14 protein-coding genes are annotated in these 15,728 nt (G+C 45.0%); 9 read left to right on the forward strand and 5 right to left on the reverse strand.

The features are described from left to right. The first annotated feature begins 643 nt into the window (after positions 1-643). On the forward strand, positions 644-1,549 hold the full coding sequence (locus ACHA99_RS02075; RefSeq protein ID WP_263178464.1) for a hypothetical protein: 906 nt from the start codon (positions 644-646) through the stop codon (positions 1,547-1,549). 85 nt (positions 1,550-1,634) lie between these two features. Further along, positions 1,635-1,976, forward strand: coding sequence for an SMI1/KNR4 family protein (locus ACHA99_RS02080; protein ID WP_393940758.1), 342 nt, complete (start codon positions 1,635-1,637; stop codon positions 1,974-1,976). Positions 1,977-2,111: 135 nt separating this feature from the next. On the opposite strand, the gene ACHA99_RS02085 is transcribed toward ACHA99_RS02080, so the two are convergent. The 5 genes from ACHA99_RS02085 to ACHA99_RS02105 all read right to left on the reverse strand — a co-directional run bounded on the left by ACHA99_RS02085 (position 2,112) and on the right by ACHA99_RS02105 (position 6,350). Beyond that, a complete protein-coding gene (locus tag ACHA99_RS02085; RefSeq protein WP_393940760.1) occupies positions 2,112-3,065 on the reverse strand; it encodes a D-2-hydroxyacid dehydrogenase in 954 nt (317 codons plus the stop codon). Positions 3,066-3,100: 35 nt separating this feature from the next. Then, entirely contained in the window at positions 3,101-3,733 is a 633-nt protein-coding gene (locus tag ACHA99_RS02090) for an outer membrane beta-barrel protein (RefSeq protein ID WP_393940762.1), read from the reverse strand. A gap of 41 nt (positions 3,734-3,774) precedes the next feature. Continuing rightward, on the reverse strand, positions 3,775-4,563 hold the full coding sequence (gene djlA / locus ACHA99_RS02095) for a co-chaperone DjlA (protein ID WP_219255254.1): 789 nt from the start codon (positions 4,561-4,563) through the stop codon (positions 3,775-3,777). A gap of 69 nt (positions 4,564-4,632) precedes the next feature. Next, positions 4,633-5,310: an N-acetylmuramate alpha-1-phosphate uridylyltransferase MurU gene (murU, locus tag ACHA99_RS02100; protein WP_198572992.1), complete on the reverse strand. Its 678-nt coding sequence runs from the start codon at positions 5,308-5,310 to the stop codon at positions 4,633-4,635. Further along, complete coding sequence (locus tag ACHA99_RS02105) at positions 5,307-6,350, reverse strand: aminoglycoside phosphotransferase family protein (RefSeq protein WP_393940765.1); 1,044 nt, start codon at positions 6,348-6,350, stop codon at positions 5,307-5,309. The genes murU and ACHA99_RS02105 overlap by 4 nt, the downstream gene beginning before the upstream one ends. A gap of 159 nt (positions 6,351-6,509) precedes the next feature. Between ACHA99_RS02105 and lptD the strand changes: the two genes are divergently transcribed. From lptD to ACHA99_RS02140, 7 genes are all read left to right on the forward strand, one after another. Next, positions 6,510-8,807 carry an LPS assembly protein LptD gene (gene lptD / locus ACHA99_RS02110; RefSeq protein WP_393940767.1) on the forward strand — a complete coding sequence of 766 codons (2,298 nt, stop codon included), beginning with the start codon at positions 6,510-6,512 and terminating at the stop codon, positions 8,805-8,807. A gap of 242 nt (positions 8,808-9,049) precedes the next feature. After that, a complete protein-coding gene (gene surA, locus ACHA99_RS02115; RefSeq protein WP_105249993.1) occupies positions 9,050-10,354 on the forward strand; it encodes a peptidylprolyl isomerase SurA in 1,305 nt (434 codons plus the stop codon). 6 nt (positions 10,355-10,360) lie between these two features. Then, positions 10,361-11,347 (forward strand): 4-hydroxythreonine-4-phosphate dehydrogenase PdxA, encoded by a 987-nt coding sequence (pdxA, locus tag ACHA99_RS02120; RefSeq protein ID WP_105249994.1) that lies wholly within the window; start codon positions 10,361-10,363, stop codon positions 11,345-11,347. A 15-nt stretch (positions 11,348-11,362) separates the two neighbouring features. Continuing rightward, the gene (gene rsmA, locus ACHA99_RS02125) at positions 11,363-12,169 is read left to right on the forward strand and encodes a 16S rRNA (adenine(1518)-N(6)/adenine(1519)-N(6))-dimethyltransferase RsmA (RefSeq protein WP_393940770.1); all 807 of its coding nucleotides are present in this window, start codon (positions 11,363-11,365) and stop codon (positions 12,167-12,169) included. A gap of 48 nt (positions 12,170-12,217) precedes the next feature. Beyond that, positions 12,218-12,598 carry a Co2+/Mg2+ efflux protein ApaG gene (gene apaG / locus ACHA99_RS02130; RefSeq protein ID WP_028761528.1) on the forward strand — a complete coding sequence of 127 codons (381 nt, stop codon included), beginning with the start codon at positions 12,218-12,220 and terminating at the stop codon, positions 12,596-12,598. A gap of 21 nt (positions 12,599-12,619) precedes the next feature. Further along, positions 12,620-13,444 carry a symmetrical bis(5'-nucleosyl)-tetraphosphatase gene (locus ACHA99_RS02135; protein ID WP_393940772.1) on the forward strand — a complete coding sequence of 275 codons (825 nt, stop codon included), beginning with the start codon at positions 12,620-12,622 and terminating at the stop codon, positions 13,442-13,444. Positions 13,445-13,541: 97 nt separating this feature from the next. Continuing rightward, positions 13,542-15,563, forward strand: coding sequence for a methyl-accepting chemotaxis protein (locus ACHA99_RS02140; protein ID WP_131523852.1), 2,022 nt, complete (start codon positions 13,542-13,544; stop codon positions 15,561-15,563). The last annotated feature ends 165 nt before the right edge of the window (positions 15,564-15,728 follow it).

Raw genomic sequence — 15,728 nt, forward strand, 5'->3', positions numbered from 1 at the left:
ATTGAACTGTTTATCTGGCTAAAAGCTTTTGCCCCAAAGTGTGTTTTGCTGTTCAAAAGGGAATCGGCCAAGTAAAGCTTTGCCTATAGAAAAGTTGATGGTTCGACTTAGAAGTTATGTATCCCATCTTTTTCGTAGTTTGAATACTTTAATCAAAATCAAAGTCGTGGGGCTTCACCCCACACCCGACCAAGGAGGACTGCTCGTCCTATCCTCCTTGGATGCTCCAAGACGCCCCCAACGTAGTTGAAAGCCCCTTGTGCTCATTGACAAATTTGCTATCGTTTCCGAAGGATGCGTCCCTGCACCTGCGAAAGCTAGCTCGCCCTCCATGGCGAGACTCACGCAATTTGTCTATTCGCCCTGCGGCAACTCCGAGGGGAGGTGTATTCCTTAGAGTTTTGAGTCGTTAGATAGCGATTCATCAGCAAAAAATAAGTGTGAAAAAACGAGAAAGGTAAAACGATATCAAGTGATTACCCTCTAAACTGTATAAAAAACCGCTACCGCAAAAAAGCAAATTCCTATAGCATCATTCATACCAATTGACATGGATGTGGCAGCGGCCAAGTCCAACAAGCGATTTATGCCCTGCAAACAGCGCAGCGCATAAATACTAAGAAGTTAGCAATCAAGGGAATCTATGGACAATCCTGATAAAAGAGAAAATTGGTTTGTGAGAGTGCTAATAGTACTTTTCTGTCTTCTATTGGCCTCGATGATCGGATTCAGTTACTTTAGCGTTGAGCCCAAAGGACAAATAAACTCTGGCATTATTACTTTGCTTCTGCTGTTACTTGTTTTGATTTTGTCGGAAAGTTTCGACAACTTTTCCATTGGCAAGTTGATTTCAATAACCCGTGAAGCCAAGAAAAAGGAAAAAGAGGTTCAAAAACTCGAAAAGGAGAAGTCTGAACTTCTAACTCAGTTGATTACCATTTCAAGCAGTCAGCATCAGACTCAACAACACACAAATGTCTACGGGGATTATCACGCAGGCAAGGGAGCCTCAGTTGAGCGAGCCTCTGAGCAAGAAGTTGAGGCTAAAGCATCCGATGAACGATCAAGAGTTATCGAGGCTTCAGGCCCAGAGTTTCGTGTTGATTGGCGAAAAGTTGAATTGGTTGCAATGCAAAAATATGTGCTACAAAAAGGCATTCATGCGTCAAATATTATAAGTGAAGCAAAACTTGTTACGCAGTTTCATGGAATCGATCCAGTAAGCAATCATCAGCCAATATTTGATGGTTATTACAAAAATGATGATAAAGAAATATTTATCGAGTTTAGACCAAATCGTGGAATTCACATGATGTTTAGAGAGCGGCTTTATATGATGCTCTCTAAGTTAAATCATTATCAAAATGTTAAGGGTGCAAGCGTACATCTCGACTTTGTTTGGTTGAATGTTCCAGAGGAAGAAAATAATCATCGAAGCAGCGATCGATTTATGCAGGATTTCGAACCAGCGATTGCCTCTGGTCTTTTGCGAATAAATGAAATTGAAATTACAAAAGAAGAAATGGATTCCTGCAAGCGTGAAGTGTAGCAATGCTAACAAAGCGCGAGGGCGGACAAATTTTCCGCTGCGCTCCAAATTTGCCGCAGAGCGCGGCGTTATGTGAAGTCTCACCATGAACATCGAAGATATAGAACTGTATTTTGGGGCGAAGCTACCAAGGTCGTATCGTGAGTTCATATCAACTCACAAAATAGAATCTGAAGGAGACGTACACCTATATCTTCCAGAAGATATCATAGAGCGCAATGAGTGCTACGAAACAAAAAAATACGCGCCTGGATATATAAACATTGGAGACAACGGTGGAGGCGAAGCTTTCATCCTAAAGCTGAGTGAAGAGGATCCTGAGGTATCTATTATTGGCCACGGCAGCATGGATCCTGAATTAAAAGAATTTGTTTATAAGGACTTTAGTAGCTGGCTTGCTTCTGGATTAAAATACGAAATTGAGTAGTCACATAATCGGGTAGCCGGAGGTATCTAGCCTCCAACCTCCAGCCCCCACACTACCCTGCATGCGGCTCCGCACAGGGCGGTTCATTTAGAACGCCTAACCTGTTTTCTGGTTCTGATAGTGACGTATATTGCTTTATCTGTTTACGCAGTTAATCACTTCCCCCTTCAAATAACCGTTCAAATTCGCCACTGCGATATTGAGTAGACTTTGCCTTGCTTCCTTCGTCGCCCACGCATTATGCGGGCTGATGCTGATATTAGGCGCATGCAGTAAGGGATTATCTGCAGTGGGCGGCTCAGTCGATAACACATCAACACCTGCAAATAAGCGGTTTTGCAAAAGCGCAGCAGCAAGCGCGGCTTCATCAATTAATCCACCGCGCGCTGTATTAATCAGCAGCGCATTAGGCTTCATCAAGGCGAGGGTTTGCTGATTGATAAATTGCTCAGTTTCTGGTGTTAGCGGGCAATGGAGCGAAATAATATCTGATTCGCTAAGCACAGTATCACATTGCGCCCACGTCACGCCTTGGGGTAAATCCTTGATTATTGAACGAGTATTGACAAGCACTTTCATCCCGAATGCGAGGGCGAGCGTTCCCACCTGCTGACCGATATCGCCATAACCTATTAAGCCTAAAGTCTTGCCTTTTAAAGATTGCAACGGCATTAAAGTAAAACAAAAATCTTGGCAGTTCACCCACTGGCCATCGACCACTGCTTGATGATGAGCGGCCACGGCTTGGGTGTGATGCAGAATATGGGCAAACACCATTTGCGCAACGGCATCAGGCGCATAAGCGGGCACATTAGTGACCACTATACCTTGCGCTTTAGCTGCCGCGATATCGACAACGTTCATGCCCGTGGCCAATACGCCTATGTATTTGAGACTAGGAAGTTGCGCTAGCGTCTTTGCATTCAAGGGTGTTTTATTGGTGAGAATGATTTCAGCACCTTGGGCTCGCGCGACAATATCAGCGCCACTTGTGCGGGAAAAACACGCAAACTCGCCTAATTCATTTAAGGATTGCCAGCTGAGATCGCCAGGATTTAAGGTTTCACCATCAAGTACGACTATTTTCATGCCACTAAATCTCCTTTTAAGACGATGCGTTAGATCTAAAAACTGACTTTGAGCCCAAGGTTAGCCTGAGCCTGCCACATCACATCTGACGTAATGTGCCATAGGCAATCATCTTCATTGCAAAACAGCGAAGTGTCACTGTTGATAAACGTCGCATAACCCCGAATATCCGCAAACAGGCCAAAGTGTGGCGTCACTTGATACTCTACCCCGCCACCAATCCCCATGGAGAAACGCGTTTCGCTCGACCAACCGCTAGGCAGCATGCGGGTGATCCCCGCGCTGGCGGTGACATAGGGCTGGATATCACCACGGGGAAAATATAAAGTGCCACCCAAGTGGATGTAATCTAAATCTAACGAGGTAAGAAAGTCTGGCGTAAACAAGCCGCCACTTTTCAGTTCAGAGGCTTGATGACTATATAAAAGATAAATATTACCAGGATCATTCGTGCCAATACCCACCATCAAACCGTAATGACTCGACTCCTCAACCTTAACATCGGCCTTATCACCCGTTTGATCTGTGTTGACCTCATATTGATTCACATCAAATTGACCGCCCCCCAGACTATAACCACCAAAAGGAGCGATAAACACCTCGGCCTGCGTAGACATAGCCACAGGTAACAAACTCGCCAACAGCAACAAATGGTAAGTGTTTTTCATAATGAATTCCTTATCTTTTACAAAAACCAATTTTATCAAGGCTAACGCATACCGCGCTCAGACTTGACTCTGTCATAGGCTGCTTGAATATCCTGAGCCTTACGATTAGCGAGCTCCATCATTTCTGGTGGTAACCCTTTCGCCACTAACTTATCGGGATGATGTTCATTCATCAATTTACGGTAAGCCCGTTTAACTTCTTGGTCGCTAGCTTCGTTCGTAATGCCAAGTAAACTGTAGGCATCAGTAATCGATGTTTTATTGCCACTCGATGTTTGATGGAAACGAAACTCCGCCTGCCAGCGTTTAAGTAATTCATCTAACTGCGCTCGACCATAACCTAACTCTTGAGCAATCGTCATCAAGATAGCGTGCTCAGCAGGATCCAATTCACCATCAGACAGTGCCGTTTGGATCTGGATTTCGATGAACATCTGCACTAACTCTTTGCGTCCCATCGTAATAACACGGAAAGCTTGTAAGCTGCTGCGCAGATCAAAATCCGCCGATTTACCCTCACGAAATGCCTGTTGCGCCTCTTTACGGGCTTCCCCCGTTAAACGCATTTGCTCCATTAATAAGGTCGCAATGCGAATATCGGTTTCGGTAACATGTCCTGATGCTTTCGCCACATGCCCCATTACTGCAAATGTGGTATTAAAGAAAATGGCTTGGCGATTCTTAGCCTGCCCTAGAATCTGTCGAAAACCCACGCCCGATGCCGCACGCTTATCGTAAAGATGACCGAGCCACAAACCTAGCAGTGCACCAAAAATACGGCCGAACATAAAGCCAATGACAAATCCAAAAAACTTACCCCAAAGCCGCATCTTATTTCCTGATTTCTATTATGTATGTGATGCACTAGCTTAATCCTATGGATATGCCAGCACCGAAATTTACTTGTTACTTTGTAACCTTAGTTCAAGCGCTTGCAATCGTGCAATGGTACCGACATCACACCAAAATCCATTAAACAAGGCACCACTAACTCTGTCTTGAGCCATTTGCGATCGGAGCAACGGACCCAGTGCAAAGGCGCCCTGCGGCGTGTCATGAAATAGCGCAGGGTGATAAATGCCCATGCCCGAAAACGTGTACTTAACATCGCCACGCTCCTGCACTTGATGACCATTCAAAGCAAAATCGCCATTTGGATGCTGCTCAGGATTAGGCACTAACCATAAGTGAGCGAGCCTATCCGCAGCCAGTTGCGTGATTGGCGGTAAAGCATCAATAAACACATCACCATTAATCACTAAAAAAGGTTCGTCGCTTCCGTCCTCACACAATAAAGGCAAAGCGCGTTTAATGCCGCCGCCTGTTTCTAACGCGCTCTCTTCAGCGCTATACCGAATGCGCACCCCAAAAGTGCTGCCATCGCCCAGAGCTTCGACTAACTTATGCCCTAGCCAAGCATGGTTGATGACGATATCGACTATGCCTTTCGCGGCAAGTTTTTCAATATGATAAACAATCAGCGGCTTACCTAACACTGGCACCATAGGTTTAGGCAAACTGTCCGTTAACGGCCGTAACCTTTCCCCTCGTCCAGCGGCCAAGATCATGGCTTTCATTGCTTAACCTCAGATGAAGACTGACTCACACTAAACGCAGGTAACACACGACGAGTTAACCAGTGTGCAAATGGCACGAGTTCGGGATACCGCAGCGAGATGTCGACAATATACGTTAATGTCAGTGGAATATCCGCCATATAAGCAGGTTTACTATCGCGATAGTTTAATCGTGCAAAAATCCCCACCGCCTTAATGTGGCGCTGTAAGCCCATGAGATCAAACCAAGTTTGATATTGCTCAAAAGGAGTCTGTACAGGAATAAAACCAAGCGCTAATGCTTGCTGATAATGATATCGCATCAAGTCTGCGACTAACGGCTGTGGCCAACGAATATAACAATCGCGCAGTAGTGATACCGCATCGTAAGTTACAGGACCAACGACAGCATCCTGAAAATCAATCACGCACAGCTTGTCCGCTTGCAGCATAAGATTACGACTATGGAAATCCCTATGCATTCCCACACTAGGTTGAGACAGCGCATTGCCGACGAGGCGATCAAAAGTATCATTCAGCAACTGCAACTCTGCCGCGTCCAAAGACAAATTAAGATGTGTTCCTAACAGCCACTCAGTAAAAATGTGTAATTCACGGCGCACAAAAGCTTCATCGTAGTTAGGTAATGCCTGTACTAAACCGCTATCAAGATTCTTGCACTCAATTACAGCGGCCACTTGCGGTAATAAATCGAGCGCCTGACGGTAAAACCGTTCCACATTTTGTACCGTCAATACAGATAAGAGTTGGGTATCGCCCAAATCACTCATCAACATAAAACCCAAATCGGCATCGGCGTGGATTACTTTTGGAACTGTCAGTCCCACGGCTGAATAAGCATTCGACAGGGTAATAAAGGGGGCGATAGGCACTAACTGAGGCGGTGAATCGGCGGCGATAAAGGTAGCATCAGGCATCGAAATCCGAAAGTAACGCCTAAAACTTGCGTCTCCGGAAATCAACACAGGCATCACCTCACAGGAAAAATAAGCATTCAGCCACTGATTAAGGGAAAGAAATCTCGGATCGGATAAAGTCATTTCATGGCTCTTAAAGAAAAATTGCTTTATTATAGCTGGCATAGAATTTGGAAACAGCTAAGAAATTGAGAGATTTATTAAGCGATGTTGCGTTTGTCAATTGCAACTTTCCCCATCCATACTTGTCCAGAATAAGAAATCATAATTACTGACCTAAAGATGCAGATCCGATACCTTCTGGCCCTGAGCCTGTTACCGCAATTAGTCCTGGCAGACGACTCTCTAACCGCTTCGGCATCCCAATGCTTAATCGAACCGCCAGTACCCCGTATCGTATCTCAAACCCAAGGGATGAGTGCGGCTGAACTCAACAAAATACGTATTGCGTCTGATAACACCAATGCCGAAATGGGGAAGCAGGCGATTTTCCGTGGCGATGTGGTTTTTAGCCAAGGCGATAGGCACATAGCAGCCGATGAGGCGATTTTAGATCAAGCTACTGAACAGTTTGATGCCAATGGTAATTTAGTCTTTCAAGACAGTAACTTCACCGTTACAGCCGAATCCTTACAAGCTCAAATGCGGACAAACCGTGCCACCCTTAAAGGCGCACAATATTGGATCCATGGCCAACAAGTTCACGGTGATGCCGAAAAACTGCAAATTACTATCAATAACAATTTAATTTTAACGAATACCAACTTCACTACTTGCCCTCCTGACAATGTGTCTTGGCTACTCGAGGCCGAAAAGATCAAGATCAACAGTGAAGAAGAATGGGGCGAAATTTGGAATGCCAAACTAAGAATTGGCGGTGTACCTGTATTCTATATTCCCTACATGACAGTCCCCGTTTCAGACAAACGTAAATCTGGCTTTCTCTACCCTAGTTTTAGCACTAGCACTACTGATGGTGTCGAAATTTCCGCACCCTATTATTGGAATATTGCCCCAGAGTACGATTTAACATTTACACCTAGCTATATGTCAAACCGTGGTTTATTCACTAAAACAGAGTTTGGTTATCTGGCGGGTGAGGCCCAAAATGGCCGAGTCAATTTAGAATATCTAGGCAATGACAAATTGATCGATGGTAGCCCGAATCGCTACTTATATAACTGGCAGCATCAAGGGGCGATCGACAAAAATTGGCGCGTATTAGCGAATTTTACCGATGTATCAGATAACAATTATTTCAATGACTTAAAGTCAGATGTTAACCGTGCAACCGATAACCAGTTATCACGCATAGGTGAAATCAGCTACTTCGAAAGTAACTGGGATCTAAGCACCCGAGTACAAGATATTAAAGTACTGGGTGAGGATGAAAAACCATATCAAGTCATGCCTCAGGTTAACTTTAACTATCGCGCTGCTGATTTTTGGAACAATTTAGATTTTGGTTTCAATTCAGAGCTAACGAATTTTGCCCATCAGGACAACAATGTTAATACGGCAACTCGTTTGCACATGTCACCGAGCGTAACTCTGCCAATACATGGACCTTCAGGCTCGCTCACCAGCCAAGTTAAGCTGATGCAGACCAATTATTGGCAACAAAATAACAATCCAAGTGAAGAACTAGACGATACAGTGAATCGCACCATCCCGCAGGTACGGATTAATGGTCAAATCAACTTCGAACGTTTTACTGAGCTTTTCGATCAAAACTACCGCCAAACGCTCGAGCCACAATTTCAATATCTTTATGTCGGCTACGAAGATCAACGCAACATAGGCATTTATGATACGGCTCAATTACAGGACGACTACTTTGGTCTATTCCGTGATCGTCGCTTCTCGGGTCTGGATCGGATTTCCGATGCAAATCAAGTCACTCTAGGTGTTACTACACGCCTGTTTGATAGTCACAACCAAGAAGCCACTAAATTCAGCCTAGGACAAATTTTTTACCTGCAAGACAGTAAAGTCGGTTACGAAGACAGTATTTTTGAGTCTAATCAATCAACTTCAGTACTTGCTGCAGAGTTAGATACCCGCTTGTCCCATGATTGGTATATGGGGGCTGCGATTCAGTACGATACCAACACCAGTGACAATAAAAAATCTGAAGTCACCTTAGATTTCAGACCTGAAGCGAATAAATTGCTGCAATTTAGCTATCGCTATGTTCCAGATTTATTGAACTCAAATACCAATGATACAGTGAACATCTCCCAAGCGGGCGTTCGTGGCGCTTGGCCAATCAGTGATGACCTCTACTTTGTTGGTAATTGGTATTATGACCTTAACGAAAGTCGCAGTATTGAAACTTACACAGGTATCCAGTACGAATCATGCTGTTACGCAGTAAGACTTAGTTATCATTACCGCATTAAAACCAACTATGACGACAATATAGGTTCTGCCACAATTGATCCTCGTGAGCAGTTTGATAGTGGTGTCTACCTGAACTTAATCATTAAGGGACTCGGTGGTTCTGGCCCATTAGGCGTATCCGATATGCTCAATGACGGCCTGTTTAACTACAGAAAACCGCTTTATCTGAGGAATTAGCAAAGAATTGTGATAGATTGCTGAACCTCAACAAGGACTAAGAGTCCAAACAGATTAATGAGTGCTTTACCGTTCACCTTTTGCTAAAGCGAATAAAAACGGATCTTAAGGTCTAACCTTGCACTCAAATGCGTCGCCAAAAAATTACATTAGGGCAACTCACTGTAATTTCGATATAAATGGTAAAGTTATTTCAATTAAGCCGTCGAACCTGACCTTAGAACGTGCCAAGGATTTTGTGGATGAAACCCAGTAAACATCTGATTTTTGCTTTATTTGCACTCGCGATCAGCCAACCTACATTGGCCGCACCCCAGCCGCTCGACCGCGTTGCAGTCCAAATTAACGACGGCATAGTGCTCGAAAGTGAAATCACTAACATGATTGACACTGTTAAAGCGAATGCCAAAGCAGCAAACCAATCGTTACCTTCTGACAGTGCCCTGCGCACTCAGGTGATTGAGCGTTTAATCTTAACTCGCCTACAATTGCAAATGGCCAGTCGTATAGGGCTGAATATTGGTGACTTACAACTAGACCAAGCGATTGAAAACATCGCGCGTGAACAAAAAATGTCTGTCGCGCAGATGCAACAAAAAATTGAAAGCGAAGGTTTAAGTTTCAGCCAATACCGCGAACAATTGCGCGAAGAAATCACTCTAGGTGAAATTCAACGTATTCAAGTACAACGCCGTATTCAAGTATCACCACAGGAAATTACTAGCCTAGTCAAACTCATCCAAGAACAAGGGATGAAAGATGTGGAATACCAAATTGGCCATATCCTGATTGACGTGCCTAATAACCCCACCAGTGAACAACTCGAAGCATCAAGCAAACGCGCCAATATCGTATTAGAACGTTTGAAGAGTGGTGAGGATTTCCGTCGTACCGCTATCGCTTCTTCTTCAGGTCCTAAAGCACTCGAAGGTGGTATTTGGGATTATATGAACATCAACGAAATGCCAACTCTGTTCGCCGAAGTGATCAACGGTGCGAAAATGGGTGACATTATCGGCCCGATTAAGAGTGGTGCAGGTTTCCATATTATTAAGATCATGGATGCTCGCGGCCTACAAACCAAAGAAATCGAAGAAGTTAGAGCGCGCCACATTTTGCTCAAGCCATCTCCGATCCTGTCAGAAGACCGCGCTAAAGCCATGCTTGAGCAATTCCTGAAGCAAATCCGCTCAGGAGAAGCTAAGTTTGAAGACCTAGCGCGTCAGTACTCAGAAGATCCTGGTTCGGCCACAAAAGGTGGTGAATTAGGTTGGGCAGAACCAAGCATTTACGTACCTGAGTTTGCTCAAACGCTCAATAGTTTGAAAAACGACCAAATTAGTGAGCCATTCCGTACGACTCACGGTTGGCATATCACTCAATTAGAAGAACGCAGAAAAACCGACGCCACGGATCAGTTCAATAGCAACCGTGCGCACCAGTTGATCTTCCGTCGCAAATTTAACGAAGAACTGCAAAACTGGCTAGACGAAATGCGTTCAGACGCATACATTGAAATCTTCCAGCCAGAGACCAATCGAGGTTAATTCTAATTGAGCACTAAACGTATTGCCGTTACCCCAGGTGAACCCGCAGGTATTGGCCCCGATTTAGTCGTACAACTCGCTCAGCAGGCTTGGCCTGCTGAGTTAGTCGTTTGTGCGGATCCAGAATTACTTGCGAGCCGTGCGAAACGACTCGGTTTGCAAGTGACTTTCCGCCCTTACCAGCCAAATCAAGCTCCTAAGCCACAAGAAGCGGGCACATTAACCATAGCGCCCTTTAAGTTGGTGAGCGAATCGATTTGCGGTCAGCTCGATGAGCAAAACAGCACTTATGTAGTTGAAACCTTGCGTTATGCGGGCGAAAAAAACATGAGCGGCGAGTTTGATGCTGTCGTGACAGGCCCAGTGCATAAAGGCATTATCAATCAAGCAGGTATTTCCTTTAGTGGCCATACTGAGTTTTTTGCCCATCAAGCAAATTGCCCCGATGTAGTGATGATGCTGGCAACGCCGGGTTTGCAAGTGGCACTCGTGACCACCCATATTCCTCTGGCCTATGTTGCAAAAGCCATAACACGCCAACGCTTACAGCATATTATCAAGATTCTACATGCCGATCTCATCAGTAAATTTGGCATAGTTTCACCGAAAATTTATGTCTGTGGTCTCAATCCACACGCTGGTGAAGACGGCCATTTAGGGCGTGAAGAAATCGACGTGATTATTCCTGCACTCAACGAGTTGCGTGAAGAGTTCCAAATGAATATTGTCGGCCCATTACCGGCCGATACTCTGTTCCAACCTAAATATTTACAGGACGCCGATGTCGTCTTGGCCATGTACCATGACCAAGGACTTCCCGTTCTCAAGTCACAAGGATTTGGCAAATCGGTAAACATCACCTTAGGTTTACCTTATATTCGTACCTCGGTTGACCACGGTACGGCGCTCGATCTCGCGGGTACAGGCAAGGCCGATATTGGCAGTTTTGTCTGTGCTCTGAATAAAGCCATTGAGTTATCCTCAAAGAACTAAACGATTACATTATTAATGAGCAACAAAGTACATTTAGGCCACACGGCCAGAAAGCGTTTCGGACAAAACTTCCTTACCGACGGCAATGTGATTGACCGCATTGTGGGTGCAATTGCACCCGATAATCACCATGTGATGGTCGAAATCGGCCCTGGCCTTGGTGCCTTAACAGAACCTGTAGCCGATGCTGTGGATAATCTGACTGTCGTCGAACTCGACCGCGATCTGGTTGAACGCTTACATCAACACCCAGTCCTTAAAAATAAACTGACTATTCACCAAGGTGATGCACTGCAGTTTGATTTTGGCCAACTGAGTGTGCCTGGCAAAAAGATGAAAGTATTTGGTAACTTACCTTACAACATTTCAACGCCGCTGATGTTCCACCTGTTCGAATTTGCCGAACAGATTGAAACCATGCACTTTATGCTACAAAAAGAAGTAGTCCTGCGTCTATCGGCAAGCCCAGGCTGTAAAGCCTATGGCCGTTTAACAGTCATGGCACAATACTTCTGCCAAGTGGTTCCGGTTCTCGAAGTGCCGCCCCACAGCTTTACCCCTGCGCCTAAAGTGGACTCAGCAGTCGTACGCTTATTGCCATACGCCGTAAAGCCGTTCCCTTGTAAAGATGTGACCGTACTACGCCACCTTTGTACTACCGCATTCAACATGCGTCGTAAGACTCTGCGTAATAACTTAAAGCACATGTTATCTGACGATGAGTTCGAGCAGTTAAGGATTGACTCAAGTCAACGCCCAGAACAGATTAGCGTGCAGCAGTATGTTGCTATGGCTAACATGGTTTGCGATAAGAAAGCATAAATATGTCAGGGCACTTAGGTGCCCTTAGACCAGAGCCTAGGAACAAGAATGAGCGCATTGGACACCTCCATTCGGGTCGAAGTCAAAACTGAGTATATAGAGCAGCAGTCCTCGCCCGAGGATGAAAAGTACCTCTTCAGTTACACCATCACTATCATCAATTTAGGTGAGCAAGCGGCTAAACTTGAAACTCGTCACTGGATAATCACTGATGCCAATGGCAACACCAGTGAAGTCCAAGGTGCCGGTGTTGTCGGTGAAACGCCAACCATAGCGCCGAATACTGCCTATCAATACACCAGTGGTACTGTGCTCGATACGCCACTTGGCATAATGCACGGCACTTATGGTATGGTCAGCGAATCGGGTGAGCGTTTCCAGGCGACAATCCGTCCCTTCCGTTTAGCGACCCCAGGCTTACTACATTAATATCGTTAGGAAAGGGGTACTGTGGCGCATTATTTTGTTGGTGATATTCAAGGCTGTTTCGCTGAGTTACAAAAATTACTAGCTAAGGTCGATTTTAATCCTTCCCGCGATGAACTCTGGGCTGTAGGTGATCTTGTTGCACGCGGACCTGACTCCTTAGCTACGCTACGTTTTTTTCGCTCCTTAGGTGATTCCGCTAAAACGGTTTTAGGTAACCACGATCTCCATCTAATGGCATTACACGGTAAGCTCAAGCGCGCTAAACCCAGCGATAATCTCACTGAAATTCTAGAATCCCCCGATATCTCTGCCTCAATTGACTGGCTGAGACAACAACCTCTTATGCGTGAATTACCTGAACACCAACTCATTATGAGTCATGCGGGTGTACCACCTCAGTGGACGCTGGAGGTATTAAGAGAAGAATCCGCACTCGTCAGTCGCGCCCTCAAGCACGATGATTATCTTGAGACATTAATAAGCCAAATGTATTCAGATACCGCCGAGCAATGGGATCCAAGTGCAATTGGCATAGAACGCTTACGTTATTGCATCAATGCATTAACACGCATGCGCTATCTTTATGTCGATGGCCGACTTGATTTTGATTGCAAACAACCTCCTGAAAACTGTACTAATCCACAACTCAAACCTTGGTTTGAGTTTGCTTCGCCGCTGCGCCAGAGTCATACCTTAGTATTTGGCCATTGGGCTGCGCTGATGGGCAAAGTCGACGATACTAAATTAAAGGCTTTAGATACAGGCTGTTGTTGGGGTGAGCACTTAACCTTATGGCATCTTGAAAAAGACCAAAAAATTACGCAAAAAAAGTTAAAAAAGAGTTAAACTAAAACAGCTTAAAGTCGATAACAGACTGAGCCGCCTAACCCTGAATATCACCCTGTTTTCATTTGGAAAAATATAATAAAAATCGGAGTATCCTATGAAATTTAATGTAGCCACCAGAGTGATTGGCGGATTTGGTATTGTCACACTTTTACTCGTGTTGCTAGGATTTACATCTTATTTAACCAACAATAGCCTAAAAGCCAGCTCTGCTATGATGCAAGAATTAAGCTTGCCCGCGCTGAAATCGACAAACCACCTTAGTGAAGCATTGAGTGAGCAACAAAGACAAATCCTCATTGCCTATAACACCCCTAGATCAGCAAATATCCCGAATATTCGTAAAGTGTTTGAAGACCACGGGACTCAGTTCAAAAACGAAATTGCCACCCTCACTCAGTTAGTCAAGAGCCAGCAGAATCTATCTTCTTTAATTGCCCAATTAAGCGGCAGCTTTGCCACCTTTGAGCGAGATAGTATTGCCATGATCGCCGAACGTGAGGCCTCATTGAGCAAGCAAGAACAGCTCGTTGAACTAAAGAAAAAGCTCGAAAATGCCGCCGATGATGCCTCATCAGAACTACTCGATATTGTTGATTTAGAAAGCAGTCAGAATCCCGATGAGCAGAGTCTTGCTGCATCAGCCAGCGCTATTGATACTAGTCTCGGAAATATCATCACCACTATTGCAGATTTAGTAACAAATGACGAAGACAGTAAGCACGAACTGATCTCAAAGGAACTTGACTACATTATCAGCGAAACCAAGAACAAACTTGAATATGTGAATCGTCACGGTCAAGGTATCGTCGAAGCGGATACCTTAAGCTCGGTCACTAAAGATATCGAAAAAGTATTAGCGCTCGTCACCGGTCCGCAATCTATGTTGCAGCTAAAATCGAGTCAGCTCTCCCACTCCAAAGAAGCTGTGATAAAACTAGGCATTATCGAAAAAGATGTGAAAGTCATCAATTCCAACATGAATGATGTCAGCGATAACATCGAACTTGTTGCCGCGAACATGAGCAATGACACCATAGCCAAGATTGACTCTGCCAGCATACAAACCATGATTGTCGTGTTAATAGCAATCGTTGTCGCTGTGATTGTGAGTTTTGCTGTGGTGAATCCGTTAAAACGCTCACTCAGCCAAGTGAACAATGCCCTGAACGTCTTAGCCTCAGGTAACCTTACCCATAAACTAGATGACTCTGGACACGATGAATTTGCCGAACTAGCAAAAAACTGTAATCGTCTCGTCGATAGCTTACGCAGTTTAATCATAGGTATTTTAGATAGGTCAAATCAACTTGCCGCGGCAGCCGAACAAACATCAGCAATCACAGCGCAAACCACCTCAGGCATACAAGAACAAAAAAGCCAAGTTGACCAAGTGGCTACTGCGACAACTGAACTTAGCTCTAGTGCTCAGCAGGTGTCTTTAAGTGCCAATCAAGCCCTTGAGCAAATCAAACAGGCTGATCAAGAAACTCAGCACATGCGTGCCATTGCACAAGAGAACAAACTGACTATTTTGGCTTTAGCCGATGAAGTGGCCAAAGCGGGTGTTGTGATTAATAAAGTGCAGTCGGACAGCGCCTCTATTGGCTCAATTTTGGATGTGATCCGTGGTATTGCAGAACAGACTAACCTACTCGCCCTTAACGCCGCTATTGAAGCCGCCCGTGCGGGTGAACAAGGTCGTGGTTTTGCGGTAGTTGCCGATGAAGTGCGTAGTTTAGCCTCACGCACTCAAGTGTCGACCCGAGAGATCCAACAGATGATCGAAGTGTTGCAGCAAGGTGCAGAGCAAGCCGTTGCCGCCATGGATATGGGGCGTGCTCAAGCCAACGCCTGTGTTGAAAAAACGGAGCAAGCCAACATTGCCCTCGAAACCATTAGCCAATCTGTGCATAAGGCCTATGATTCTGGCACCCATATCGCCCATGCAGCGCAGGAACAGAATTTAGTAAGCCAGCAAGTTTCTGAAAAACTAGAGCATATTGCAGCAATTTCAGAAGAAACCGCTATCGGTGCAGATCAAACGGCTCAGTCTAGCCATCAAGTCGCCAAATTAGCCGAAGAACTCCAAGCTTCGGTCGGTGAATTTAGAGTCTAATGTTTATCACCACTAAAACCTAGGGTCGCTTAGCGGCCCTTTCTTTTGAGACGAATTCACTTGCCTATCTTACTGACGACTCGAACTGTCCGGCCTTTGCACAAATTAAGGCCATAAAAAATGCCAAACTTAAGTTTGGCATTTTTATCTAGCTTAATGCTAGAT

Origin of the sequence: Shewanella sp. S23-S33 (assembly GCF_043359565.1) — a bacterium.
Classification (GTDB): Bacteria; Pseudomonadota; Gammaproteobacteria; order Enterobacterales; family Shewanellaceae; genus Shewanella; species Shewanella oncorhynchi.